Annotated in this window: 20 protein-coding genes; 10 read left to right on the forward strand and 10 right to left on the reverse strand. The window is 72.3% G+C overall.

Annotated elements, in window-relative coordinates; translation table 11 throughout:
- Positions 1 to 35: 35 nt before the first annotated feature.
- Positions 36 to 1,199, reverse strand: coding sequence for a serine hydrolase domain-containing protein (locus ACI2L3_RS38905; protein WP_404757203.1), 1,164 nt, complete (start codon positions 1,197 to 1,199; stop codon positions 36 to 38).
- A 171-nt stretch (positions 1,200 to 1,370) separates the two neighbouring features.
- Between ACI2L3_RS38905 and ACI2L3_RS38910 the strand changes: the two genes are divergently transcribed.
- Positions 1,371 to 2,285: a helix-turn-helix domain-containing protein gene (locus ACI2L3_RS38910; protein WP_404757204.1), complete on the forward strand. Its 915-nt coding sequence runs from the start codon at positions 1,371 to 1,373 to the stop codon at positions 2,283 to 2,285.
- 13 nt (positions 2,286 to 2,298) lie between these two features.
- Here ACI2L3_RS38910 and ACI2L3_RS38915 read toward each other — a convergent pair whose 3' ends face one another.
- A complete protein-coding gene (locus ACI2L3_RS38915) occupies positions 2,299 to 2,691 on the reverse strand; it encodes a winged helix-turn-helix transcriptional regulator (protein ID WP_404757205.1) in 393 nt (130 codons plus the stop codon).
- A 112-nt stretch (positions 2,692 to 2,803) separates the two neighbouring features.
- Between ACI2L3_RS38915 and ACI2L3_RS38920 the strand changes: the two genes are divergently transcribed.
- The gene (locus tag ACI2L3_RS38920; RefSeq protein ID WP_404757206.1) at positions 2,804 to 4,255 is read left to right on the forward strand and encodes an MFS transporter; all 1,452 of its coding nucleotides are present in this window, start codon (positions 2,804 to 2,806) and stop codon (positions 4,253 to 4,255) included.
- Here the strand turns inward: ACI2L3_RS38920 and ACI2L3_RS38925 are convergent.
- Complete coding sequence (locus ACI2L3_RS38925) at positions 4,159 to 4,674, reverse strand: ATP-binding protein (RefSeq protein WP_404757207.1); 516 nt, start codon at positions 4,672 to 4,674, stop codon at positions 4,159 to 4,161. The two genes, ACI2L3_RS38920 and ACI2L3_RS38925, sit on opposite strands and share 97 nt — an antisense overlap.
- Positions 4,675 to 4,830: 156 nt before the next feature.
- Here ACI2L3_RS38925 and ACI2L3_RS38930 point away from each other — a divergent pair, with 156 nt between their 5' ends.
- Both ACI2L3_RS38930 and ACI2L3_RS38935 read left to right on the forward strand, forming a co-directional pair.
- Positions 4,831 to 5,661 (forward strand): Scr1 family TA system antitoxin-like transcriptional regulator, encoded by an 831-nt coding sequence (locus ACI2L3_RS38930; protein WP_404757208.1) that lies wholly within the window; start codon positions 4,831 to 4,833, stop codon positions 5,659 to 5,661.
- The gene (locus tag ACI2L3_RS38935; RefSeq protein ID WP_404757209.1) at positions 5,661 to 5,906 is read left to right on the forward strand and encodes a DUF397 domain-containing protein; all 246 of its coding nucleotides are present in this window, start codon (positions 5,661 to 5,663) and stop codon (positions 5,904 to 5,906) included. The genes ACI2L3_RS38930 and ACI2L3_RS38935 overlap by 1 nt, the downstream gene beginning before the upstream one ends.
- Position 5,907: 1 nt before the next feature.
- On the opposite strand, the gene ACI2L3_RS38940 is transcribed toward ACI2L3_RS38935, so the two are convergent.
- The 3 genes from ACI2L3_RS38940 to proP form a co-directional block, all read right to left on the reverse strand.
- Positions 5,908 to 6,093, reverse strand: a complete 186-nt coding sequence (locus tag ACI2L3_RS38940) for a hypothetical protein (protein ID WP_404757210.1) — start codon at positions 6,091 to 6,093, stop codon at positions 5,908 to 5,910.
- A 117-nt stretch (positions 6,094 to 6,210) separates the two neighbouring features.
- Complete coding sequence (locus tag ACI2L3_RS38945) at positions 6,211 to 7,542, reverse strand: phytase (protein ID WP_404757211.1); 1,332 nt, start codon at positions 7,540 to 7,542, stop codon at positions 6,211 to 6,213.
- 160 nt (positions 7,543 to 7,702) lie between these two features.
- Positions 7,703 to 9,172: a glycine betaine/L-proline transporter ProP gene (proP, locus tag ACI2L3_RS38950; RefSeq protein WP_404757212.1), complete on the reverse strand. Its 1,470-nt coding sequence runs from the start codon at positions 9,170 to 9,172 to the stop codon at positions 7,703 to 7,705.
- A 396-nt stretch (positions 9,173 to 9,568) separates the two neighbouring features.
- Between proP and ACI2L3_RS38955 the strand changes: the two genes are divergently transcribed.
- Positions 9,569 to 11,812 carry an alpha-N-acetylglucosaminidase gene (locus ACI2L3_RS38955; RefSeq protein WP_404757239.1) on the forward strand — a complete coding sequence of 748 codons (2,244 nt, stop codon included), beginning with the start codon at positions 9,569 to 9,571 and terminating at the stop codon, positions 11,810 to 11,812.
- Positions 11,813 to 12,183: 371 nt separating this feature from the next.
- On the opposite strand, the gene ACI2L3_RS38960 is transcribed toward ACI2L3_RS38955, so the two are convergent.
- Positions 12,184 to 12,831 (reverse strand): DUF4360 domain-containing protein, encoded by a 648-nt coding sequence (locus tag ACI2L3_RS38960; RefSeq protein WP_404757213.1) that lies wholly within the window; start codon positions 12,829 to 12,831, stop codon positions 12,184 to 12,186.
- A 276-nt stretch (positions 12,832 to 13,107) separates the two neighbouring features.
- On the opposite strand from ACI2L3_RS38960, the gene ACI2L3_RS38965 reads away from it, so the two are divergent.
- Positions 13,108 to 13,953, forward strand: coding sequence for a chitosanase (locus tag ACI2L3_RS38965; protein ID WP_404757214.1), 846 nt, complete (start codon positions 13,108 to 13,110; stop codon positions 13,951 to 13,953).
- 150 nt (positions 13,954 to 14,103) lie between these two features.
- Positions 14,104 to 15,051 (forward strand): hypothetical protein, encoded by a 948-nt coding sequence (locus ACI2L3_RS38970; RefSeq protein WP_404757215.1) that lies wholly within the window; start codon positions 14,104 to 14,106, stop codon positions 15,049 to 15,051.
- On the opposite strand, the gene ACI2L3_RS38975 is transcribed toward ACI2L3_RS38970, so the two are convergent.
- Together ACI2L3_RS38975 and ACI2L3_RS38980 are read right to left on the reverse strand one after the other, a co-directional pair.
- Positions 15,036 to 15,989, reverse strand: a complete 954-nt coding sequence (locus ACI2L3_RS38975; protein ID WP_404757216.1) for a hypothetical protein — start codon at positions 15,987 to 15,989, stop codon at positions 15,036 to 15,038. The genes ACI2L3_RS38970 and ACI2L3_RS38975 overlap by 16 nt on opposite strands.
- 160 nt (positions 15,990 to 16,149) lie before the next feature.
- Positions 16,150 to 16,584 (reverse strand): peptidase inhibitor family I36 protein, encoded by a 435-nt coding sequence (locus ACI2L3_RS38980; protein WP_404757217.1) that lies wholly within the window; start codon positions 16,582 to 16,584, stop codon positions 16,150 to 16,152.
- Positions 16,585 to 16,837: 253 nt separating this feature from the next.
- On the opposite strand from ACI2L3_RS38980, the gene ACI2L3_RS38985 reads away from it, so the two are divergent.
- Positions 16,838 to 20,032 (forward strand): BTAD domain-containing putative transcriptional regulator, encoded by a 3,195-nt coding sequence (locus tag ACI2L3_RS38985; RefSeq protein ID WP_404757218.1) that lies wholly within the window; start codon positions 16,838 to 16,840, stop codon positions 20,030 to 20,032.
- 29 nt (positions 20,033 to 20,061) lie between these two features.
- On the opposite strand, the gene ACI2L3_RS38990 is transcribed toward ACI2L3_RS38985, so the two are convergent.
- Positions 20,062 to 20,577: a hypothetical protein gene (locus tag ACI2L3_RS38990; RefSeq protein WP_404757219.1), complete on the reverse strand. Its 516-nt coding sequence runs from the start codon at positions 20,575 to 20,577 to the stop codon at positions 20,062 to 20,064.
- A 301-nt stretch (positions 20,578 to 20,878) separates the two neighbouring features.
- On the opposite strand from ACI2L3_RS38990, the gene ACI2L3_RS38995 reads away from it, so the two are divergent.
- Together ACI2L3_RS38995 and ACI2L3_RS39000 are read left to right on the forward strand one after the other, a co-directional pair.
- A complete protein-coding gene (locus tag ACI2L3_RS38995; protein ID WP_404757220.1) occupies positions 20,879 to 24,568 on the forward strand; it encodes a hypothetical protein in 3,690 nt (1,229 codons plus the stop codon).
- 119 nt (positions 24,569 to 24,687) lie between these two features.
- Positions 24,688 to 25,614 carry a hypothetical protein gene (locus ACI2L3_RS39000; protein ID WP_404757221.1) on the forward strand — a complete coding sequence of 309 codons (927 nt, stop codon included), beginning with the start codon at positions 24,688 to 24,690 and terminating at the stop codon, positions 25,612 to 25,614.
- Positions 25,615 to 25,616: the final 2 nt, after the last annotated feature.

Genomic DNA, 25,616 nt, shown 5'->3' on the forward strand with positions numbered 1-25,616 from the left:
TAGTCGTCGCGGGTAAGCGGAATGTATTCACCCAGTCATGGGGACGCAAAGCCGAGCGCGCAGCCGTAGCTGAACTCCGCCTCCAGGAGGTCGGTGAAGATGCCGATGGGGTCTTCCCAGCGGCCCGTCGTCCAGTCGGCGTTGGTGTTCACCGCGAGCAGGTGGGTGCCGTCGCGGGTGCCGTAGACGTACGTCCAGGAGCCGAAGAGCGCGCCGCCCATGCCCCAGACCGCCGTGCCGGAGGGCAGGGTCAGGCGGGAGACGCCGAGGCCGTAGGTGGAACGGGGGAGCCAGTTCGCCGTCTGCACCATCGTGAACATCTCGCGCTGCTGTTCCGGGCGCAGGAGCTGGCCGCCGAGCAGTGCCGCGAAGAACCGGGTGAGGTCGGTGAGGGTGGAGATCATGCCGCCTGCCGCCCAGTACGGGGTCGTCTCCAACTCCGTGACGTCGTGGACCGGGGCGTCCGGGTCGGGGGAGAACAGTTTGGTGTAGTGGCGTGCGTGGGGTGAGGGGAGCGTCGGGTCGGCGCCGAGCGGTAAGGACGTTCCCGTCAGGCGGAGCGGGCGGGCGATCCGGTCGGCGATCTCTTCGGCCAGCGGCCGGCCGGTCACCCGCTCGACGAGCATCCCGGCGAGGATGTAGTTGGTGTTCGAGTACGACCAGCCCTCCCCCGCCGGGAAGTCGGCCGGGTGCGACATCGCGATCCCGACCAGTTCCGCGGGCGTGTAGCTCTCCTGGGTGCTCAGGGCCGACTGGTCGCGGGTGTGACTGAAGACTCCGCTGGTGTGGTCGAGGAGTTGGCGGACGGTGATCGTGGCGCCGTCGTGCCCGTCGCGCCCGTCGCGCCCGTTCTGACCGCTCTGGCCGCTCTGGCCGCTCTGGCCGCTCTGGCCGTTCCGCCCGTTCCGGCCGGTGAGCGCGCCCGGCAGCCGGCTCTCCACCGTGTCCGTCAGCGCCAGTCTGCCCTCCGCCACCAGTTGCAGGACCACTGTGGCCGTGAAGGTCTTGGTGACGCTGCCGATCCGGAAACGGTCATCGGGCCCCCGCTCCCGCCCCGTCCCCGTCTCGGCGACGCCCGCCGTGCCGAACCAGTGTCCGCCGCCGTCGCGGACCTGCGCGATGATCCCCGGCACTCCGCCCTCGCGCACGGCCTGGTCGAGCACGTGCTGGGCGGGGCCGTGGTCCCGGCCTCTCTTCATGTCATCCCCCTGACTCGTCTTTCGCGATGGTCTTTCGCGGTGCCTGAAAGCTACGTTGCGCATATGCCCACGTGGGACGTCCGAGGAGGGTGAACTCCCGGAAAAGCAGAGGTTTTTCGGGTCTTGTAGCGTTTGCCGGTGACGGCTAACGCAACGAGGGGGGGGGACGGCGTGGGCGGTGGGAGGCTGACCGCGGAGGAGCGGCGCGGGATCGAGGCGGGGCTTGCCGAAGGCCTGCCGTACGCCGCGATCGCCCGGCGCCTCGGGCGGCCGACCTCGACCGTGAGCAGGGAGGTGGGCCGCAACTGCGGACCCGGCGGCTACCGCGCGGAGCACGCCGACCGGGCCGAGGCGTGGCGCCGACGCAACCGGCCGACGCCTCCACCCACGCCACCCCGACCGCCCCGACCGCCCCAGCCCCAGCCCCAGCCCTCAGCACCACCCTCCCCCACCGGCACCCCAGCACCCGACGCCGTCCACGCGTACGTGGAGAGGTTCGCGGCCAAGATGATCGGCACCGGGCTGCCCCGCACGGCCGCCAGGGTGCTGGCCTGCCTGGTGACCACGCCCTCCGGCACGCAGACCGCCGCGGAGCTCGCCCAACGGCTGGGGACGAGCCCGGCCTCGGTGTCCAAGGCCGTGGGGTACCTCGAAGAGCTCGACGTCCTCAGGCGCGAGCGCGACCACGAGTCCGGGCGGCGCCGCGAGCGTTACGTCGTCGACGACGGCGTCTGGCTCCGTACCTGGCTGGCCGGCGCGGAGCGGAACGTGATGTGGGCCGAGACCGCCCAGGAGGGTGTCGAGCTGTTCGGCTCCGGCACCCCCACGGGAGCGCGGCTCGACGCGATGCGGAGGTTCTTCGCCCAGGTCTACCGGGACATGACCGGCCTGTCGGCCACCGCGTGCCTCGACGACATCCTCACCGTGCTCGTCGCCCTGCTCCACGCGGGCCGGCCCCTCACCACCGCGGAGCTCGCCACCGCGCTCGGCTGGACCGAGGCACGTACCGCGACCGCCGTCACAGCGGCCGACGAGAACCGGCTGGGCAGGCTCACCTCCGCCCAGCGCGCGACACTGCGCCGATAGCGCTCACCGGCGCTCATCCCGCGACCCCCCGCTCCTCGTCGTACGCCGCTCTCGACTCCGCGATCGTGACGCGGTGGCGCTCCGCCCAGCCGGTCAGCGACAACAGGGTGCCGCGCAGTTCCTCGGCCACCGGCGTCAGTTCGTACTCCACCTTCGGCGGGACCGTCGGGTGCACCGTCCGGTTCAGCAGGCCGTCGCGCTCCAGATTGCGCAGGGTCAGCGTCAGCATGCGGCGGCTGATGCCGTCGATGGCGCGCTCCAGTTCGGTGAAGCGGATCGGCCCGTGGGCGGCCGCGATGATGATCGGGACGCTCCATTTGCCCACGACCCTGTCAATAACTTCGCGGACCGGGCACGCCTCCGCGTTCACCACCTGCGAGGTAACACCGGTGTTCCCCTGGGACATCAAAGTGCCTCCTTCTCCCGGCCCTGCCGGCCATTCACGATGAGCCCCGTTACAAGTCGTGCACCTTTGCAGCTCAGAGGCGCCGAGTATGCCAAGTACGGAGGTTGTCACCATGTCTCAGGCCGTGTCCCAGGTCAACATCCCAGCACCGTCGGAGCCCCCGTCGTCGTCCCCGTGGGCATCGCTCGCCGTTCTCTCCTCCGGGCTCCTGATGACCATCATCGACGGCAACATCGTGACCGTCGCGATGCCATCCATCCAGAGCGATCTCGGCTTCTCCGCCGCCGGGCTCGCCTGGGTGGTCAACGCCTATCTCATCGCCTTCGGCGGGCTCCTGCTGCTCGTCGGGCGGCTCGGCGATCTCGTCGGGCGCAAGCGGATGTTCGTGTCCGGGCTCGCGCTCTTCACCGCCGCCTCCGTCCTGTGCGGCGTCGCCACCGACCAGGGCGTGCTCGTCGCGGCCCGCGCCCTGCAAGGTGTCGGCGGCGCGATGACGTCCGCCGTCGTCCTCGGCATGCTCGTCGCCCTCTTCCCCGAGCCGCGCGAACAGGCCAAGGCCATCGCGGTGTTCAGCGCGGTCGGCGCGGCGGGCGGGGCGCTCGGCACGTTCCTCGGCGGGGCGCTCACCGAGGCCCTCAACTGGCACTGGATCTTCCTGATCAACCTGCCGATCGGCGTCGTCGCCCTCGTCGCGGCGGTACGCGTGCTCGACGACGACAGGGAGAACCACCGCAGCGGGGAGTCCGGCGCCGACTACCCCGGCGCCGTCCTCATCACCGGCGCGCTCATGCTCACCGTCTACACGATCGTCACCACCGCCGAGCACGGCACCTCCGCGACCCTCTCCCTCGCCGCCGGTTCCCTCTTCCTGTACGTCGCCTTCGCCGTCCGCCAGAGCCGCGCGGCACGCCCCCTGCTGCGCCTGCGCCTCTTCCGCTCGCGCCTCGTGACCGGCGCCAACGCCGTGCAGATGCTGATGATCGCCGGAATGTACGGCTTCCAGTACATCGGCGCCCTCTACCTCCAGCGCGTCCTCGGCTACGGCGAATTGCTGACCGGCACCGCCTTCCTGCCCGCCCCCGTCACCATCGGCGTCCTGATGCTCGGCCTCTCCGCGAAGGTCATCGGCCGCTTCGGCGCCCACCGCACGCTCCTCGCGGGCCTCGCCCTGATCACGGCGGGCCTCGCGCTCCTCGGCCGGCTGCCCTCCGACGGTTCGTACGTCCTCGACGTCCTGCCCGGCATGCTGCTGCTCAGCGCCGGTTTCGCCGCCGCGATGCCCGCGGTGACGGGCCTCGCGATGGGCGGCGCGTCCGAGGAGGACGCGGGCCTGGCCTCCGGGCTCTTCAACACCACGCAGGTGGTAGGCGGTTCGCTCGGCCTCGCGGTCCTGACGACCCTGGCGGCGGGCCGCGCCGAATCCCTCACGGACAGCGGCACGTCCGCCGTCGCCGCCGCGGCCGACGGCTACCGGCTCGCCTTCTGGGTGGCCTCGGGCATCGCCGCGGTCGGCCTCGCCCTGGCCGCGACCGTGCTCCGCCCCGCCTCGGGCAAGGCCAGTTGAGCCCACACCGTCTTGCCGACCGCCCGGCCCGACACACCCCACTCCGCCGCCAGCGCCGCCACGATCACGAGCCCCCGGCCCGACTCCCCGTCGGGCGCCGGAGGCTCCGGCGTCTCCGGAGGCATCCGTTCGGTACGCGTGTCGGCGACCTCGATGCGCAACGTGTCCCCGTACAGCGTCATGACGAGCTCGAAGTCCCGGCCCTCCACCCGCCCGTGCGTCACGGCGTTCGCGGCCAGCTCGGCGACGATCGCCTCGGCGGCATCCGAGAGTTCGCTGTCGTACGCGATGCCCCAGCCGTCCAGGTGGTACCTGGCCAGCCTCCTCGCCAGGCGGGCACCCCGGGGCGTGGCGCTCAGGCGCTGCGCGAAGGTGTGCAGGACGGGGGCGGTCGCGGACGACTTGGTTCGGGTCGGCATGCGCCCACCGTGGCCCGGCGCGCGGGGGTGTCACCAGCCACGAAACTCGTACGCTGCGTAACTGTACGAGTACAAACAGTGGACAGTACGCGTAACCGAACGTGACCATGGGCGAGTTGACGGGGAACGGTAAGCGAGCGTCAGGGGATACCCGTGATGTCGTCAAGTACGCAGGGCAGTAATGAGCCCGAACCGACCGACGGGCTCAGGGCCTTCGGCGCGGTCCTGAAGAGTTTCCGCAAACGCGCCGGCTACACGCAGGAGGCTCTCGCCCACGAGATCGGCTACTCGGTGCACTTTCTCGCCTCCATCGAGCAGGGCAGACGCTTTCCGCCGCCCCGGTTCGTCGACCAGTGCGAGGTCACGCTGGACGCGTTCGGGACGCTGCGGCTGGCGGCACATCAGCTGTCCCGCCAGCGGGGGCTGGCTTCGTGGTTCCGCCGGTGGGCTCAGCTGGAACAGGAGGCGGTGGCCCTCTCGACGTATGAGTGCCGGTTGATTCCGGGCTTGTTGCAGACGGAGGCGTACGCGCGGACGCTGTTCAGCAACCAGCTGCCTCCGTTGGGAGACGAGCAGATCGAGGCACAGCTGACGGCACGGGTGGAGCGTCAACTGCTCCTCACGGAACGGCCGAACACCGCCTACAGCTTCATCCTTGAGGAACATCTGTTCTTGCGCGGCATGGGCGGGCATGAAGTCACCATGGAACTCATCGACCATGTTCTCGGGCTCGCGGAGCGCCGGAACATTGAGGTGCAGATCATGCCGTTGGTCCAGAAGAGCCACGCAGGGCTGGACGGCCCTGTCCAACTGCTGGAGACACCTGAGAACAAGTGGTTCGGGTACTCCGAGGGGCAGCGGAGCGGTCAGCTCATCTCCGATCCGAAAGAGACCAGCGTTCTCCAAATGCGGTATGCCAGGATGCGCGCACAGGCTCTCACGTTCGAAGACTCGGTGAGCCTGCTGGAGCGGATGCGAGGAGCGTAATGAGCACCCCCGAACTGGCCTGGTTCAAGAGCAGCTACAGCAGTGGCGGCGACGGCGACTGCATTGAGATCGCCCTCGCCTGGCGTAAGTCCAGCTACAGCAGCGGCGATGGAGATGACTGCATCGAGATCGCCCCCTGCCCCACCACCATCCACATCCGCGATTCCAAGCGCCCCGAGGGGCCCCGGCTCGCCCTGGAGCCCCGCGCCTGGGCGGAGTTCGTGGCGTACGCCGCCCGGGGCTGACCTACGGCAGCGTGGGCTTCTTGACCTCGGGGAGGTCCGGAAGTTCCGCGCCGGGCAGGTCGGGGACTTCGACCTCGGGCAGCGAGGGCCGGTCGGGCGGGGACGGGTAGGCATGGGCGGCCGTGGCACCGAGGAGTGACAGGGCGCTCGCCAGTGCCGCGGCAGTGATCGTGACGCGCATATGCATGGTGCGTACCTCCGAAACGCTGAGGGAACGGGACGTGCCCAGCACACCCCGCCCTCGCCTCGCGCGCACGTCCTGGTGCCCCAGTCGCATGACACCCGTCCCCGCACGGCCGTGTTCTCAGTCGTCCAGGCTCTTCATGACCTTGCCGAGGTCGACGAACTTGAAGTTCGTGGCGGGGCGGTCGCCGTCGCCGGGGGCGTCGTGGCCGTCCTGGACGACCAGCAGGCCGTTGGGGTACTTCGGGCCGAGCGGTTCGTTCAGCGCGGCCGCGCCGTCGCACTCCTCGGAGCCGTCGAGCGTGCCGCCGGCGGGGGTGACGCGGAAGCCGCCCTCGTACTCGTTGTTGTCGCTCAGCTCGCGGTCGTACGCGGCGAAGGTGTTGTCGCCCTGGCTGGAGGCGAGGAGGTAGCCGTCGCCGTCGGCCTCGTGGACGAGGGTCAGGCCCTCGACGTCGGCCGAGATCCGGTTGCCGCCGTAGCCGGGGTCGGTGCCCGGCGTGCACTCCTCGGTCTCCTCGTCGTAGACGCCGGGGACGCCGTACTCGCGGACCTTGTCGACCAGCTTGGGCGTGCCGGTGAGGTCGGCGCGCATGCGCCAGATGCCGACGTCCTCCTGGCCCGCGTACAGCGTGCCGTTGGCGGGGTCGACGACCATGCCCTCGACCTGCGGGAGCTCGTCGGGCTCGCCGCAGGGCGACCACGAGGTGCCGTTCGGCAGCCGGAAGGAGGACGGCAGGTCGAGCGTGCGGACCTTGCGGTACGAGACCTTGCCGTCCTGGCCCGGGGTCAGTTCGAGGAGGGCGACGCTGGTGCGCTCCCGCTGGCTGACCAGCGCGTACGAGCGGCCGGTGGCCTTGTCGTGCCAGGTCGCGAGGCCGTACGCGGTGCGCTGCTCGTTGATCTCGTCCTGGTCGGCGGAGAAGACGGGCGGGGCGGCGGGGTCCGTGACGTCGGTGAGCGGGCCGCCGGTGCGGTCGCGGTCGATGCGGTAGAAACGCAGCCGGTCGTGGCCGCGGTCGCTGGTGACGGCGAGGTCGGCGGGGCCGGTCGAGAGCTTCAGGCCGTGCACGAGGTCGACGTTGTTGAAGCGGCCAGGGGCGTCGTCGGGTCCCGCGGGCGGCGGGGCGGCGACGGACTGGAGGGGGCGCGCGTCGAGGTCGTAGGCGCGGAGCCCGCCTTCCTTGGCGGTGGCTATGACGAGGCTGCGGGCCGGGTTCGCCGCGTCGCGCCAGATCGCCGGGTCGTCGGCGTCGGCGTTGCCGCCCGCGTCGTCGTCGTGGAGCACGGGGGTCTCGGCGCGGGGTGTGATGGCGGGCAGCGGGTCGGCGGCGGTGGCGGTCGCCGCGGTGGCCGTGACGGTCGCCGCGGTGCCCGCGAGGACGGTGGTCAGGGCGAGAGCGACCGAGCCGATCGTGCGGCGCGTTCGACGGGTCGGACAATGTCTGGTCACGCGGTGTCTCCTCGTTCCGGGAACGGATGGATCTTGCGTGAGACTGGGGCCTCTCCGTGTCGCTCCGGCATACGCCGCGCGTCCGGTAACACCCCGCCCGAATGTACACAGGGTGAACCGGGGCGGGGTGCATGACGGGACGTACCAACTCTGGGGCGACTCAGGCGCGTTGGGACTCCACGAGTTCCCGCGCCTCCTCGTCCGTCGCCACCGAAGGCGGCGAACCCTCAAGGGGCTTGCGGGCGGTCTCCTTCATGGCGGCCACCGCGACGATGCCGACGAGTCCGGCGAGCATCGTGTAGAACGCGGGCATCAGGTCGTTGCCGGTGGCGCCGATGAGGGCCGCGACGACCAGCGGCGTCGTACCGCCGAAGAGGGAGACCGAGATGTTGAAGCCGATGGACAGGGAGCCGTAGCGGACGTCCGTCGGGAACAGGGCCGGCAGCGAGGACGACATGGCGCCGAGGTAGCAGACCAGGGCGAGGCCGAGGATGAGCAGACCCGCGAAGACCGGCACCGTGCCGCCCTGCTTGATGAGCAGGAACGCGGGGAGGGCGAGGACGAAGAAGCCGACCGAGCCCGCCATCAGGACCGGCTTGCGGCCGACGCGGTCGGAGAGGCGGCCGACGGAGTTGATCAGCGCCATCAGGATCAGCATCACGACGACGATGGACATCAGGCCGCCGGTCTCGCCGAAGCCGAGCTGGGTGAGGTACGTCGGCATGTACGACAGCAGCATGTAATCGGTGACGTTGAACGCCGCGACCAGCGCGATGCAGAGCAGCATCGCCCGCCACTGGCCGAAGAAGGACTCCCTGAGCGACTTCTTCTGGCGTTCGGCGGCGGGCCCGTCACCCTCTTCCATCTTCTGGAACGCCGGCGACTCGTCGAGCTTCATCCGCAGGTAGAGGCCGATGAGACCGAGCGGCGCCGCCACCATGAACGGGACGCGCCAGCCCCACGACTGCATGGCGTCGTCGCTGAGCAGCACGGTCAGCGTGGTGACGAGGACCGCGGCGACCGTGTAGCCGATGAGGGTGCCGAACTCCAGGAAGGAGCCCCAGAATCCGCGGCGCTTGTCGGGCGCGTACTCGGCGATGAACGTCGCGGCGCCCCCGTACTCGCCGCCCGTGGAGAAGCCCTGCACCATGCGGCAGAGGACGAGGAGGACCGGCGCCCAGACGCCGATCGAGGCGTAGCTGGGGATCAGGCCGATCGCCAGCGTCGCCGTCGACATCATGATCATGGTGAGCGCGAGGATCTTCTTGCGGCCCACCCGGTCGCCGAGCGGGCCGAAGAACATGCCGCCGATGGGGCGCACCAGGAACGCGGCGGCGAAGGTCGCCAGGGAGGAGAGGGTCTGCGCGGTGTCGTTCCCGGAGGGGAAGAACTCCTTGCCGATGATGACGGCGAGGTAGGCGTAGACGCCGAAGTCGTACCACTCCATGGCGTTGCCCAGCGCGGTGGCCTTCACGGCCCGTTTGACCTGGGCCTCCTCGGTGACGGTGATGTCCGACTGGCGCAGGCGGGGGTTCTTGCGGCGGTGGATCGCCCGGAAGAGCGCGCGGTGCCGCGACACCGCCTCGGGAAGGGGCGGTGCCGGTGTTTCGGGGGCTTCGGGCGCGCTCACGGGGCAGTCACTCTCTCAGTCGGCACGGTCGGCACAGTCGGCACATGGGTCGGTCGTCCGGCACATGGGTCGGTCGTCGATCAACCGTGCCCGCCTCCGGGAGAGTCAGTGCCCGGCGATGGTCCTCACGCCGAAGGTCGCAAGTCCCCCTGACGAGGGACTTCCGTCCCGATTGGGCGGGCGCTCTCGAACGGTTCTCACCCGGGCGCTCTCGAAGATGTGCTCTGCCGAGGCCCGCTCTCGTAGCAGCATTCAGGTGCCGCCTCCCCCGTTGACCCGAGGGCTGCCGGGGAAAGAACCCCTCGGCACCCACCGCACCGCACCACGTCGCACCGCACCACGTCGCACCGCACCGCGCGCCCGCTCCCCCGCCCGACCGACGGAGTACGTATGCCGCTGCCCCTCCCCCGCCGCACCTTCCTCGCCGGACTCGCCGGTACGGCCGGTGTCACCGCTGTCGCCTGTTCCGGCTCGCCCGCCGACGGCGCCACCACCGACGGCGCGCCCGGCCGGGACGGGACCCCGCACGTGCCCGCCCCGCGCGGCACCGCCGCCGCCGACGCCGCCCGGCGGCTGCTCCCCCGCCACTGGGACCAGCTCGTCTTCAGGACCGTCCCCAAGAAGGCGGGCGCCGAGGACTCCTTCCAGGTGGCGGGGCGCCGCGGCCGCATCACCGTCACCGCGACCGGCCCCGCCACGCAACTCGCCGGACTGCGCCACTACTTGAAGCACGTGACACGCGCCAACATCACCTGGGCGGGCAGCCGGACCGATCATCTCCCGAAGCGGCTCCCCGCCCCCGCCTCGCCCCTCACCGGCGAGGCCAACACCCCGCACCGCTTCGTCCTGAACGACACCAACGACGGCTATACGGGGGCCTACAACGACTGGGCGTACTGGGAGCGCGAGATCGACGTGCTCGCACTGCACGGCTACAACGAAGTGCTCGTGTACACGGGTGCGGACGCCGTCTACCACCGCGCCTTCCAGGAGTTCGGGTACTCGGACGTCGAGCTGCGCGCCTGGGTGCCCGCCCCGGCCCACCAGCCGTGGTGGCTCCTGCAGAACATGTCGTCGTTCCCGCACCCGGTCTCCCGGCAGCTGCTCGACGCCCGCGCCCGCCTGGGCCGCCGCATCTGCGACCGGCTCAGGGAGCTGGGCATGACGCCCGTCCTGCCGGGCTACTTCGGGACCGTGCCGCCGGACTTCGAGGAGAAGAATCCGGGCGCGAGGACCGTCCCGCAGGGCGACTGGGTGGGCTTCGCCCGGCCGGACTGGCTGGATCCGCGCACCGGCCATTTCGCGCGCGTGGCCGCGGCGTTCTACCGCGCGCAGGACGAGCTGTTCGGCCCGTCCACGATGTACAAGATGGACCTCCTCCACGAGGGCGGAAAGCCCGGCGACGTACCCGTCGGCGATGCCGCCAAGGGCGTCGAGAAGGCGCTGCGAGCCGCGCACCCCGGCGCCACCTGGGTGATCCTCGGCTGGCAGCACAACCCGCCGAAGGCCATCCCCGACGCCGTCGACAAGGAGCGGATGCTCGTCGTCGACGGCCTCTCCGACCGCTTCCCGAACATCACCGACCGCGAGGCCGACTGGGGCTCCACGCCGTACGCCTTCGGTTCCATCTGGAACTTCGGCGGCCACACGACGCTCGGCGCCAACACCCCCGACTGGGCCCAGCTGTACGAGAAGTGGCGCACCAAGAAGGGCAGCACCCTGCGCGGTATCGCGCTCATGCCGGAAGCCGCCGACAACAACCCGGCCGCCTTCGAGCTCTTCTCGGAACTCGCGTGGCGCGAGGGCGACCTGGACCTGAAGGCCTGGTTCGCCGAGTGGGCGACCAGCCGGTACGGAGCCCCCGACCGGCACGCCACGGCCGCCTGGGACGTGCTGCGCCGCACCGCGTACGGCACGACCCGCGCCGACAGATGGGCCGAGGGCGCCGACGGCCTCTTCGGGGCCCGGCCCGACCTCGCGGCGCGGTCGGCGGCGGCCTGGTCACCGAAGAAGATGCGTTACGCACCGGCGAAGCTGGAGCCCGCCCTCGGCGAACTCCTCGCCGTGCGGCGCGGGTTGCGGCGCTCCTCCGCGTACCGCAACGACCTCCTCGACGTCGCCCGGCAGGCCCTCTCCAACCGCAGCCGCGTCCTGCTGCCGCGCATCAAGAAGGCGTACGACGCCGGGGACGCCGGCCGCTTCGACCGGCTCACCCGCGAGTGGCTCGGACTGATGGAGCTGCTCGACCGCCTGCTGGCGACCGATCCCCGCCACCTGCTGGGCCGCTGGATCGCGGACGCCCGCCGGTGGGGCGCCGACGCCGAGGAACGCGACCGCCTCGCCTACGACCAGCTCTCCCTGCTGACGGTCTGGGGCACCCGCTCCGGCGCCGACGCCGGCCTGCGCGACTACGCGAACCGCGAGTGGGCGGGGCTCGTCGGCGGCCTGTACCGGCTGCGCTGGGAACGGTATTTCGCGGAACTGCGGTCCGCGCTCTCGGAGAACCGTGCCCCCGGGAAGATCGACTGGTTCGAGGTCGAGGAGGCGTGGATTCGCGACCCCGGGCCGCTGCGGGTCCGTCCCACGGGGGACTTGTACGAGATCGCCACCCGGGTGCGGGACCGTCTTGGGGCACCGTAGGGCCCTCGGGGTGGGGGGCTGGTGCGTCTGGCGGCTCTGCGGGTGTGATGTGGCTTGTCGCGCAGTTCCCCGCGCCCCTGACGGGGCGCTGCCGTCGGCTCCCTCAGGGGCGCGGGGAACTGCGCGCTCAGCCACAGCACACCCGCAGCCCCGACGCACAGCGGCGCCCCGCCCCGGTGGGGACTAGGGCCTGTCCGGCGGATCATGTCACGGGTCGCGAGCCCTGGCACGCCGACCTGCGGCGTTGTCGTCGGTTGTCAACGCTCCGCGTTGCCGCCCTCCTCCGCCTTGCATCTCGACGCACCAGACCCCGCTCACCTGCACCGAAATGTGACCGCCACCTGACCGCGACCTGATCCGCCGGACAGGCCCTAGGCGCGGGGACACTCCTTCCACGCCATGTGGTACACCGTGCTGATGTCCCCGTCCGTGGAGTCCATCGTCATGAAGCTGGACTTCGCCGGATCGGACGTCCCCGCGTCGACGCGCAACTCCGTGTTGATGTTGAAGTTCCGCCGCTTGCCGCACGGCGCCCAGACGAGCTGCGCCCAGTCCGTCTCGTCCGTGGCCTGCCAGTTGTCGTGGTAGGCGCCCTTGAACTCATGGCTGATGGACGCCGTCTGCGGGGAGCCCTGGAAGTAGTACGAGGCCTTCTCCGTGCCCTTGGCGCCGGGCTGGAGCGAGGCGTAGCCGCGGTAGTCCGCGCTGGCGATCGCGTAGGTGAAGCCCTGCGGGACGTGCACGACGAGGTTGAGCTGGCAGTTCTTGCGGAACGCGGTGGGGTCCGCGCCGCCGCCCGTCCGGGCGAGGTAGTCGCTGTAGGTCACGGTGAACGCCGTGTTGTCCTCGGAGACCGCGACGGCCGCGGTGCCGAGGGGGCAGCCCGAGCCGTTCACCGTGGCGACCTCGATCACGATCTTGTCGGGCGGGGGTTCCTGGATCGCGGTCGTGTCCTGCGCGGGGAGCGTCGAACCGAACAGCGCCGCGAGGGCGCCGCCCAGCAGCAGTGCACCGGCCATGATTCTCCGTTCCATTGCTGAGGAGGGAGGTTGGAGAAGTGCCTGTGGTGCGTGGAGCGGATTGCGTGAGCGAGGGGGAGCGTACGGACGGGCGGGTTCCGCGGACAGGGCGATGTCCGGCCATTCGACGGCCACCCGCTCCCCGTGCTTGACGGGTATACGTCATGGCGAATCTCTGGTAGGAAACCTTCCTAACAGTACGCGGAACGAAGCAGTCCCCCATGGAACGAAGCAGTCCCCCATCCGTACGGTGAACTTCCTTATCTGGAGGCCCTCATGGAGACCCCCCACACACGCACCCGCACCTCCCGCCGCACGCTGCTCGCCTTCGCCGGAGCGGCGGCCGTGGCGGGCCCGCTCCTCGCCGTCGGGTCGGCGGGCGCGGCCCCGGCCTCCCGCCTGATCACGGCCGGCGGGCTCGACGACCCGGCGAAGAAGGAGATCGCGATGCAGATCGTCTGCAGCGCGGAGAACTCCTCGCTGGAGTGGAAGAAGCAGTACCGCTACATCGAGGACATCGACGACGGCCGCGGCTACACCGCAGGCATCATCGGCTTCTGCTCCGGCACCGGCGACATGCTCGACCTCGTCGAGCTCTACACGCAGCGCAAGCCCGGGAACGTACTCGCCAAGTACCTCCCGGCCCTGCGCAGGGTCGACGGCACCGACTCGCACGAAGGCCTCGACCCGAACTTCACCCGTGACTGGGAGCGGGCCGCCGACACGGATGCCGCCTTCCGCAAGGCGCAGGACAGCGAGCGCGACCGCGTCTACTTCAACCCGTCGGTCAAGCAGGGCAAGGCGGACGGCATAGGCGTCCTCGGCCAGTTCTGCTACTACGACGCGATCGTCATGCACGGCGACGGCAGCGACTCCACCAGCTTCCGCAACATCCGCAAGCGCGCCCTGCGTTCGGCCAAGCCGCCGGCCCAGGGCGGCGACGAGGTGACGTACCTGAACGCGTTCCTCGACGCGCGCGTCTGGGCGATGAAGCAGGAGGAGGCCCACGAGGACACCAGCCGGGTCGACACCGCGCAGCGGGTCTTCCTGAAGAAGCGGAACCTCAACCTGGACCCGCCGCTGGACTGGAAGGTCTACGGGGACCCGTACCACATCGGCTGAGCCGCGAGAGAGACCGAGCGGTGGCAGCCGGTCCTCCCCGGCTGCCACCCCCCGCACGCACACCCCTTGCCTCCACAAGGTTGAAGTGGGTACGGTCCCGGCCAACTCCCCGTCTACGCGCGTCAACCCGCACCGAGGTGAAAGATCCCCATGCTCTTCCGTACGACCGTGCTCGCCACCGCGGCCGCTACCGCCGCCACGCTCCTCACGACGGCCGCCGCCCCGGCAGCCCCGGCCCCCGGTGGCTGGCAGCGGGCCGGTGACAGCATCACCTCGGGCATCAGCGGCCTCGCCGTCACCGGCCGGGCTGACGGCGCGACGCACGCCGTCGTCGTACGCGACAACAAGAAGCCGGGCCAGAACCGCCTCGCCGCCCTCACCTACCGCCCCGGCCGCTCCGCCGCCGTCGAACCGCTCACCTGGACGGGCACCGCCGAGCCCATAGACCTGGAGGCCATCGAGGCGGTGCCCGGCACCTCCGGCGAGTACGTGGCCCTGGCGAGCCGCGGCCTCCTCTACCACCTGAAGGTGAGGGGAGGCGAAGCCCGGGTCCTGGACACCTCCCCGCTCCCCGCCATCGCCGACGGCGACGATTACGAGAGCTTCGCGCTGACCTCGCGGCACGGGAAGCTGGCGGCCGTCTGGGCCGACCGGGGCGCGGGCAAGGACCGCCCGTCGACGCTGCGCGCGGCGCCCTTCTCCTTCAACAAGTACGGCGAGGCCGACTTCGGCCCGGTCAGCACGGCCCGCCTCCGCGCCGCGTACCCGTCGGGCAACGTCCGGCACGCCTCCGACATCACCGTCACGGACACCGGCCGCCTCCTCGTCAGCTCCGCCTCGGACGCCGGCGACGACGGCCCCTTCGACTCCGCCGTGAACGACGCGGGCACCCTGACGGTGAACCGCACCGGCAAGGTGCGCCTCTCGGCCGCCAAGTGCCCCGACGTCCTGCGCAAGTTCGAGGGCCGCAAGATCGAGGCGGTCGAGTACGTCCCGGGGACGCGGTCGCTGCTGCTGGGCACGGACGACGAGAACGCGGGAGGCGCGGTGACCACGGTGCCGCTGCCGCGGCGCGTCACCGCCTACGAAGTCCCGTAGGTCCGCAACGCCTTCGCGCGCAGGGACCGGTAGGCGGCGATCTCCCGGGCACGGTCGTCGGCGACCTGTTCGCGGTAGTGCCGGTCGAGCGAGCGGACGAGTTCGGCCCTGCCGACGGACGCGTCGCAGGTGGCGTCGGCGACGGCCACCACCCTCTCGCGTCGCTTCGCCGCTGCCTCGCCGCGCGCGGACTTCTTCCGCAACGCCTTGTCGTAACCGTCGAAGACCGCTGACCGCGCCTCGGACGTATTGCGGTAGCGGTACCCGGCGGCTGCCATGCACCGGCTCCAGGGGGCGTCGAGCGCCGTGACCCGTTTGTCCTCCAGGAGCCTGCCGTCGATCTCCCCGTCGAGGTTGGTCGCCACCATCTGCGCCCGCATCCACACCTTCAGGTCCCCGTAAAGGCGCTGCAGCGCCCGCGCGTTGCAGCCGTCGGTGTACATGAACGTCTCGCTGCCGTCGGGGAGTTCGGCCAGGACCTTGTGCCCCAGCGTGCCGTAGAGCGCCGCGGTGTACGCGGTGCGCTTCGCCGCGGTCAGGGACCGCAGGTAGGCGGCGTTGGGGTCCGCGGGGAGCCGTGGCTTCCGCAGGTGCGCGGCGGCCTGGTAGCCGACCTGGCGGCGTCGCTCGACCTGGTCCCCCCGGCGCGGGTCGTCCTCGCCGGGCGTACGGGGCACGAACCAGGGCTGGGACCGGTAGCGGAAGCCCCGGTCTGCCATGCAGCGCACGATGAGCCGTTCCTGCGCGTCGTGGAGCCGCTTGCGCTGCGCCTCGGTGCCTTCGATGCGCGCGAGGGCCGCCTTGTCCAGGACGGCCGGCCGCGCGTGCCGGGCGGAGCGCGGCGGGGCGGCGTCCTGCTGTGCGGAGCACGAGGTCACGAGCAGCAGCGCCAGGCATCCGGCGGCCGCCGCCCGGCGGGGGGTCACAACTCGCTGCATGGGAACCTCCGGTGGGGCACGCCCTGGTGAGCGGGAGTGGTTCGGATGGGCCGGCGGGGGCCGGGCACGTACGCGTGACGCGCCCGGCCCCGGGGGCGGTGCCGCTCAGCGGGCCGTGGTGCTGCTCAGCGGGCCGGGACGGTACCGGTGGGCGAGACCGTCAGCACCGCATCCACTTGTTGCTCTCGCCGTCGTCGTTCGGCCGGTGCTGGGTCCAGCCCTGTCCGCGGGGCAGACAGCCCAGCTTGCGGGCGTAGTTCTCGTCGCCGTAGAGGGCCACTCCCAGTCCCGAAGTGCCGTTGTTCCACGAGGAGGAGTCGTTGTTGAAGATGGCGTAGCCCGACCACGACCTGTTGTCGTCCTTGAAGAAGTAGTCCTCGCCCCGGTAGTTCGCGTGCAGATAGACGCAGTAGTACTCACGCGGACAGCCGGCCGGAGCGGCGGCCGGACCCGCGGCGGCCGGCGCGGACACCTTGGCCGACGTCTGTGCCGCGGGCTGGGGTGCCGCTTCGGCCGCGGGGGCGAACGCGAGACCTCCGCCCAGCAGCGTCGCACCCGATACCAGCGCCAGCCGCGTGGAAATGCGTGCCGTCATGTTCTCGTCCTCTCCTTTGCACCGATGTGCCGGACGAGAAAAAGTCAACACCGGCGAGCTCACCAGGCCGCCTCCGCGCGCTGTCCGTCCGCTGACCGCGTCCACGAGGCCCGGGAGCCGTGCCGCGGCCGCGCCGCCGGACTTTCGACCGGACTTCCGGCCGGACTTTTCGTCCGGTAGGACACCTGTGTTTGCGCCCCCGCGGCCGCTAGGTTGAGCCGCTGGGCCGGAGAGGAAGATCCCGGAGGCGGACATGGCGATACGGCAGTCGGTCTTCACCCGGCTGTGCGCGCTGCGCCAGTGGCAGCAGCCGGCGGTGTTCATCAGGGTGTACGACGCCACGGCGCGGCGGCTCGGTGAGCCGCCGCGGCTCACCGCCCGGCAGCTGCACCGCTGGCGGCAGCCCGATCCGCCCTGCCCGCGCCCCTCCAGCCAGCGGGTGCTCGAGGAGATGTTCGGCATGCCGCTGGACCAGCTCGGCTTCACGCTGCCCGCCCACCGCCACCCGCCGACCGGCTCGGGCGGGACTCCCGCGCAGGGCGGTGCCGCGCCCCAACTGCGTTTCCAGGTGCTCGGCCCCGTCCGTGTGTGGCGCGGGGCGCAGGCACTGCCCGAGGGCCGCCCCCAGGAACGGGCTCTGCTGACCGCGCTGCTGCTGCGGGCCGGACACACGGCGACGGCGGGCGAACTCATCGACGCCATCTGGGGACAGGAACCCCCGGACCAGGCTCTGGCCGCCCTGCGCACCTACGCCTCCCGCCTGCGCAAGACCATCGGCCGCCACACCCTCGCCTCCGAGGCCGGGGGATACGCGATCGCCCCACCGGACGGCGCGCTCGACCTGGCCGTGTGCGAGAAGTACGAGGCCCGGGCGGCCGAGGCCCGTGCCGCACATGACCCGCACCGCGCACGGCGGGCGCTGCGCGACGCGCTGGCGCTGTGGCACGGGGAACCCCTGGGCGGCGTACCGGGCCCGTTCGCCGACGCCCAGCGCTCGCGCCTCGCCGAATGGCGTCTGGCCCTGCTCGAACAGCGCCTCTCCCTCGACCTGGAGCTCGGCGCGCACCTCGACGCCGCCTCCGAGCTGACCGCGCTCACCGCCGAGCACCCGCTGCGCGAAGGCCTGCGCGCCCTGCTGATGCTGGCGCTCTACCGAGGCGGACGCCAGGGCGAGGCACTGGGCGTGTACGCCGACACCCACCGCATGCTCGACGAGGAACTCGGCGTCGGCCCCGGCCCCGAACTGCGGGCACTGCACCAGCGTGTCCTGCGCGCGGACCCCGGCCTCGCCGCGCCCCCCGGTGCCGGCGGCGAGGACGAGCCGCCGCGACGAGCCGCACACTTGGCACAACTCCCCGCCGAGCTGGCCGACTTCACCGGCCGGGCCGCCGCGGCCGCCCACCTGCGGAATGAGCTGCTGCGCGACCCGGGCCGGGTGATGACCATCGCCTCGGTGCGCGGACTCGGCGGCGTCGGCAAGACCACGCTCGCGGTACGGGTGGCCCATGCCGTCCGCGGCCACTTTCCCGACGGGCAGCTCTACGTGGATCTTCTCGGCCAGAGCGCCCGGCCGGCCAGGCCCCACGACGTACTGGCCGCTTTCCTGCGCGCTCTCGGCATCCCCGACTCCGCCCTTCCCGACGGGCATGAGGAACGGTCGGCGCTGTACCGGTCCACCCTGGCCGGACGCCGGGTCCTCGTGCTCCTCGACAACGCGCACGGCGAGGCCCAGGTGCGCCCGCTGCTGCCCGGCGCCCCGGGCTGCGCCGTGCTGATCACGAGCCGCGCCCGGCTGGTCGCCACCCCCGGCGCCCAGGTGCTCGACCTCGACGTCATGAGCGAGCAGGACGCCCTCGTCCTGTTCACGCGCATCGTCGGCAGCCCCCGCGCCGAGGCCGAGCGGGACGCCTGCCGTGCGACCGTCGCCGCCTGCGGCTACCTCCCGCTGGCGATCCGTATCGCCGCCGCACGCCTGGTCGCCCGCCCCGCCTGGGCGGTCTCCACCCTGGCCGGGCGGCTCGCCGACGAACGCCGCAGACTCGACCAGCTGCGCCTGGGCGACCTCGCCGTGGACGCCACCTTCGAGCTGGGCTACGGCCAGTTGGAGCCCGCGCAGGCCCGGGCCTTCCGGCTGCTCGCGCTCCCGGACGGCCTCGACATCTCCCTCGCCGCGGCCACCGCCGTACTGGACGAGGACGAGGACACGAGCGAGCGGCTGCTGGAGTCCCTGGTCGACACCGGGCTGCTGGACTCCGCGGCCCCGGCCCGTTACCAGTACCACGACCTGCTGCGGCTGTTCGCACGCGAGCGCGCCGCACGCGAGGACCCGGGCGGGGGCCGGCGGGCCGTACTGTCCCGCCTGCTCGGCTTCTACCTGTCCACGGCCTGCCACGCGTACGCGCTGGAGAATCCGGGGGACAGGCTGGTGGAACACCTGGCGCCCACCGCCCGCCGGGCCCTGCCCTTCGACGACCGCCAACAGGCCCTGGACTGGCTGTTCTCCGAGGGGCCCGCTCTGCTCGCCACCGTCCGCCAGTGCGCGGCGGAGCCGACGCTGGTTCCCATGGCCGCCGATGTGCTGCTGGTGACACAGGACCTCATGGAGTCGGGCGCCTACCGGCAGACATACGCGTCGGCGGCGTCGGCCGTGGCCGAGGAGGCGCGGCGCGCCGGCGATCCGCGCACCGAGGGGCGGGCCAGGGTGGTTCTCGGCCAAGTGCACCACTTGGCGGGCCGCGCGGAGCGAGCGCGCGAGGAGGCCGAGCGCGCCCACGCCCTCGGCGCCGCCGCCGGCGACGCGCTCACGCTCGGCTACGCACCCAACCTGCTGGGCCTGCTCGCCGTCTTCCACGGCCACCACCAGAGCGCCGCCGCCTGCTTCACCCAGGCCCTCGAAGCCTTCAGGGCCGACGGCAACCGCTACGGCGAGACGGCCATGCTCATGAACCTGGGCCGGGCCCAGCTGGGCCTCGGGCAGACCGAGCGCGCGATCGCGGCGTCCGAGCAGTCGGTGGCCATGTGGCGCGAACTCGGTGCCACCCTGCGACTCGCCAACGGCTACTACGCCCTCGGCCTCGCCCTCCACGAAGCGGGCCGCTACGACGAGGCGCTGGAACGGTTCCTCCAGGGCCTCGCGATGTTCCAGGAGAGCAGACAGCCCTACTGGATCGGCATGACGCACTTCCGCATCGGCGCCGCCCACCTGGCCGCCTCGCGTGCGCACCTGGCCGCCGCGCACGCCGAACGCGCCCTCGCCATGCTGCGCGACATCGGCGGCGACCGGCGGCTCGCCGGTGTGCTGTCCCTGCTCGCCCGGGCGCTGCGCCGGCTCGGCCAGCGGGAGCGTGCGCACCGCTGCTGGCAGGAGGCGCTGCCCCTGCTGGAACGCACCGGGAGCCCCGAGGCCGCTCACGTCCGTGCCCTGCTCGCCCCCGTCGGCAGCTCCTGACGACGGGGGCGCCACTCGACGATCCGGTGTCAAGCACCGACTCCGGTGGCCGCTCGCGGCGGCGGCCAGTTGGGTGTGGTGACAGTCAGGGGCGGCGGCCAGTTGCCCGCGTGTGCGGCCCCGGGCGGCGGCCAGTTGTTCGCCTCGGCCGTGGACGGCGGCGGCCAGTTACCCGCGTATGTGGCCCCGGGCGGCGGCCAGTTACCCGCGTATGTGGCCCCCGGCGGCGGCCAGTTGCCTGCCTCGACCGTGGACGGCGGCGGCCAGTTACCCGCGTATGTGGCCCCGAGCGGCGGCCAGTTGCCCGCCTCCGCCGTGGACGGCGGCGGCCAGTTGTTCGCCTCGGCCGTGGACGGCGGCGGCCAGTTGCCCGTGAGGGTGAACCCTCCGGCCGCCGGCCCCGTCCTCGTGTCCGCCGCGGCGCTCCGCGTCACCGCGGCCCCTTTCTCGGGCAGGTTGCCCGGCTCGGCCACCGCGGCGGTGGTCAGCGTGACGGCCGCCACGACTGCCCCTGCGGCCACGCCGATCGCTTGCTTGAGATTCATGGAGTATTTCCCCCCGTCTGAGCCCCGAGAGGGGCTGTCCGATCGCTGTCATGAGCCCGGCCTCCGGGACGGCCGAGGCGCCGGGGCGAGAACCCCCGCGCACCGGCCGGTCCCTGGCCGATGACTCGATTGCAGCCGCCGCCGCGTTGTCAGGCAGCCCCCCGCGATCACTCCGGACAATACGAACACCGCCGGTCGCAGGGGGTGGCCGAAGAAAACCCCCGCCTGTCGGGGCGCATTGCCGTGCACCACGGCCCCGCGTACCTTGGCGCGGGCCACCGCGCATTCGGGGGAGGAAACCGTGGGGCGTCGGGAGACTCCGCTGGACCCGGACGCGGGGCCCGTGCAGCGCTTCGCGTACGAGCTGCGCGCGCTCCGCCGCGACGCGGGCGGCCCGACCTACCGGACGATGGCCGCACAGGCCGGGTACTCGGCCACCACCTTGGCGCAGGCGGCATCCGGAGAACGGCTGCCGTCGCTGCCGGTCCTGCGGGCCTATGTGGCAGCCTGCGGCGGCGACGAGACGAAGTGGGAGCGGCGCTGGCACGAGGCCGGAGCGGAAGCCGCCGCCGTGCCTTCCGCCGCGGACGACGAGCCCGCGCCCTACCTCGGCCTGGCCCGGTTCGAACCGGGCGACCGGGAGAAGTTCTTCGGCCGCGGGCAACTGACCGCGGAACTGCTCGGCGTCGTGCGGGAGAACCGGTTCGCCGCGCTCGTAGGAGCCTCCGGCAGCGGCAAGTCCTCCCTGTTGCGAGCGGGGCTGATCCCCGCCCTCCAGGACACCGAGGAGCCGCACCGGCGTCCCGCGGCCATCCGCATCCTCACCCCCGGCGCGCACCCCCTGACCACGCACGCGGCGGCGCTCTCCCCGGCGGACGGCGATCGCGACACCGTCGTCGTGATCGACCAGTTCGAGGAGACCTTCACCCTGTGCCGGAGCCACGAGGAACGGGCAGGGTTCATCGACCGGCTGCTGACCGCCCGGCGGCCGGACAGCCGGCTGCGCGTCGTCATCGCCGTACGGGCCGACTTCTACGGCCGGTGCGCCGAGCACCGCGCGCTCGCCGCGGCCCTGCCGGGAAGCAGCCTGCTGGTGGGACCCATGAGCCGGGAAGAGCTGCGTCAGGCCATCGTCGGGCCTGCGGCCACCCGGGGAGCCCTCGTCGAACGGGCGCTGACCGCCAGGCTCCTCACCGAGGTCACCGACGAACCGGGCGGTCTGCCGCTGCTGTCACACGCGCTGCTCGAAACGTGGCGGCGGCGCAAGGGCCGGGCGCTGACCGAGTCGTCCTACGAGGCGGCAGGCGGCCTGCGGGGTGCCATCGCCCGCACGGGTGAGGAGGTCTACGCGCGGCTCACGCCGGACGAGGCCGCTCTCGCGCGGCATCTCCTGCTGCGTCTGATCACCCCGGGCGAGGGGGCGCCGGACACCCGGCGCCCCGCGGGGCGCGCCGAACTCCTCGCGGTGGACCCCGGCGCCGCCCGGGTCCTGGAACGTCTGGCACGCGCCCGGCTGATCACCCTGGAGGAGTCCTCGGTCGTGCTGGCCCACGAGGCGCTGATCACGGCCTGGCCCCGGCTGAGCGGCTGGGTGGAGGAACACCGCGAGCAGTTGGGGCTGCACCGTCGCCTGACGGACGCGGCGAACGTGTGGGAGGAGAGCGGGCGCGACACCGGGGCCCTGTACCGGGGCAACCGGCTGACCGCCGTGGAGGAGGCGTTCGCAGGGAAGGACGGCGACGTCGCGCTGACCGGGCACGAGCGTTCCTTCCTGGAAGCCGCGGTCGCCGCCCGCTCCGGGGAACGCCGCCGCCGCCGGTCCCTGCTGGCGACGCTGTCCGTCCTGCTGGTCCTGGCGCTCGTGGCGGGGGTGGCCGCCTGGCAGCAGAACCGCACGAGCGAGAGGCGCAGGACCGAGGCCGTCGCCCGCAAGGTCAGCGCGCTGGCGAACGGCATGCGTTTCTCCGACCCCGTCACGGCCATGCGGCTGAGCGTCGCCGCCTGGCGGGTGGCCGACACCCCGGAGACCCGCGCGGGGCTCATGGGCGCCCACACCCAGCCGGAGGAGGACGTCCTCACGGTGCCCGAGAGCCTGGACTCCCAGCAGTTCATGAGCCGGGACGGGCGCACCCTGGTCGTCGCCGACCGCGCTCATGTGACGAAGTGGGACGTGCGGACCAAACGCAGGACGGGGACGTACCCGGGCCTCGGCGACCACGTCGGTTCGGCCACGCATCTCAGCCCCGACGCGCGCGGGCTGCTGGTGGAGACGGCCGACGGCGTCCTCGTCCGGGACATCGCCGCGGGCCGGCCGGCCGGACGCCCGCTGGGCTCGCCGGACGCGGTGAGCCTCGGCTTCGGCTCCACCGTGCGCACCGTCGTCCTGGGTGACGCCGCCACGGGGCGGCTCCGGGTGTGGGACACGGTGCGCCGGCGGGTTCTCTTCACCTCTCCCGGCGGCCAGGTGGAAGCGGCTGTCGTCAGTCCGGACGAGCGCATGGTGGCGCTCTGCGCGGCCGGGCGCCCGCTCCAGGTGTGGGACATGCCCCGGGCGCGGCGGCTTCCGGTACCCGGCTCCTTGCCGCGCGCGGGAGACGACACGTGCGCGGCGGTGCGGTTCACGCCCGACAGCCGCGCGGTGGCGGCCGTCACGCCCGACACCGTGCGGATGTGGCGGGCGCGGACGGGCAAACCGCTGCCCGGCATCGACCAGGCGGAGGTGACCGACCTGGAGTTCGGCTCCGACGGCAGGTTCGCCGTGACGTCCGACGCCGACGAGATAAGTCTCTGGCGGCTGTCCGGCGCCGACGACCCGGTGCTGCGGTACCCGGTCACCACGCTCTCCGTCGGCCAGCTCAGTCTGGACCTCGACGACCGCCGCATCCGCTATCTGTCGCAGCGCCGGATGCGAGGGGGCGTCGTGCGCTCGGTCGCCCTGCGCGGCGCCACCACCACGACCTGGCTGGAACCGCCTGTCTCCGGCGCCGCGTTCGGCGCGGACGGCCGCCTGCTCGCCACGTCGCGGCAGGAGACCGACGGGCCCCGCTTCCGGCTGTCCGACGCGCGCGCCGGGCGTCCGGCGCGCGAGCTGCCCCGGCTGAAGTGCGCCGAGGAGTACGTGGACGACTGCCTGGAGGACATGACGTTCAGCGCCGACGGCCGGACGCTCGCCTACCGCACGGGCCCGGTGGACTCGGCGGCGGGCGAGCGGTTCGCCATCTGGGACGTCGCGGCCGGGCGCGACAGGACACCGAAGGCCCTGCGGGCTCCCGGCCGGAAGGGAGCGGGTGTCCCCGCGATGGCGCTGAGCCCGGAGGGCAAATTCCTGTTCCTCACCCGCGAGGACGACGAGCACGCCATGGTCTACGACGTACGCCGGGGAAACCGCACCAAGGTGCTGCGCGGGATGGGCGGCGGCGCCCTGGCCGTCCGGCCCGACGGAAGGCTGCTGGTGTCCGCCGGCGGGCGGACGGCCGATCCGCGGACCGGCCGGGTGACCCGGGTGGACCTGGGGCAGGACTCGGTGACCGCCATCGCGTTCAGCCCCGACGGCCGGCTGTTCGCCGCGGGCGACGCCTCGGGGCGGGTGGCCCTGTGGGACGGTGAACTGCGCCGCCGCGTCGGCGAGTTCGACGGTACGTTCACCAGCGAACGGCAGGACGCCGCCGAGCCGGTGAGTGCCCTGGCCTTCTCCCCCGACGGCGGTGTGCTGGCCGTGGGCGGTTCCGAGGGAACGCTGCGGCTGTGGGACGCCACCGCCAACCAGGCCCTGGGCTCCGCGCTTCCCACGCCGGGCGACCGGCAGCTCTCCCTCGCGTTCGGCCCGGACGGTGCCACCTTGTACGCGGCGGGAGAGCGCGTCCCCCGCCAGTCCTACCGCGTCACGCCCCGGCAGGTGGCATCCGCCGTCTGTGCCCGCACCGGCACCGGGCTGTCCCGGCGCGACTGGCAGGCGTACATACCCGACGCGCCGTACCGGCCCACCTGCTGAGAGCCCCCACCGGAAGACCTCGTGGACAGCGAGGAGTGCCCCCGGTCCTGCCCTCCGGTTCCTGGCACCGCGCACCGCCGCCCGGCGATGCTGGGTGGCTCTGTGACCGAGGAGCCCCCTTGCGCGAACACGACCACACCGGAAAGCACGACGCCGCGAAAGCGCGGACCGCCGCCCGCAGACCCGCGACAGCGGCCGCCGACGACGCCCCGCTCCAGCGGCTCCTCGCCCTCCAGGGAAGGGCGGGCAACGCCGCCGTCGTACAGATGCTGCGGAAGTCCGGACAAGCGGCGGAACAGGAGCGGCACCAGCACGGTGCCGGCTGTGGTCATCAGCAGGCCGGACAGCCCGTGGTGCAGCGCGCGGCCGACCAGGACGCCATGGACATCGACCCGCTGGAGTACTCCGACGCCGAGGAGCTCTCGGACGGGGGCGCCGACTCGGAGGCGGGCGAGTACGACTACCCGTCGTTCCTGGCGGAGCGGGGCAAGTATCCGCGTGCCACCACGCCGACTCCGCAGCCCGCGGCCGGGTTCGGGGAGAGTACGTACGGCATCGACCCCAACAAGGTGAAGTCGATGCGCGAGGACAGGAAGCAGGGGCGCGCCGTGCCCCCGCTGCGCTACCGCAAGGACAACGAGCCCCTGTACCGGTGGGACGGCAGGACGCCCGACCAGATCCTCGGCAAGGGGTTCAAGCCCTGGAACGAGAAGCTGCCCGCCAGCCTGCGGCACTACCAGAAGCTGCTGCAGAAGAGCGGTTTCGTCAGCACCACCCGTTCCCCGGGCGGATACGTGCCGGAGTGGGCGCGGCAGCCGGACGGAAGCGGATGGCGTTACGTCATCAGCGCGCCCGGCGGCATCGACCTGGTGGACACCCTGGGGACCACGGCCTTCGCCCAGCAGCAGGAGGTCATCTTCTGGAAGGGCATCCAGGCCGGGTACGTCGTCCGCGCGGAGCTGTGCGACAAGAACGGCAACGTCATCAAGGTCGTCACCGACGCCGGTGCCGCGCCGGACCCGAACGCCATGGACGTCGACGGTTGAGA

The organism is Streptomyces sp. NPDC029674, from assembly GCF_044903205.1.
Classification (GTDB): Bacteria; Actinomycetota; Actinomycetes; order Streptomycetales; family Streptomycetaceae; genus Streptomyces.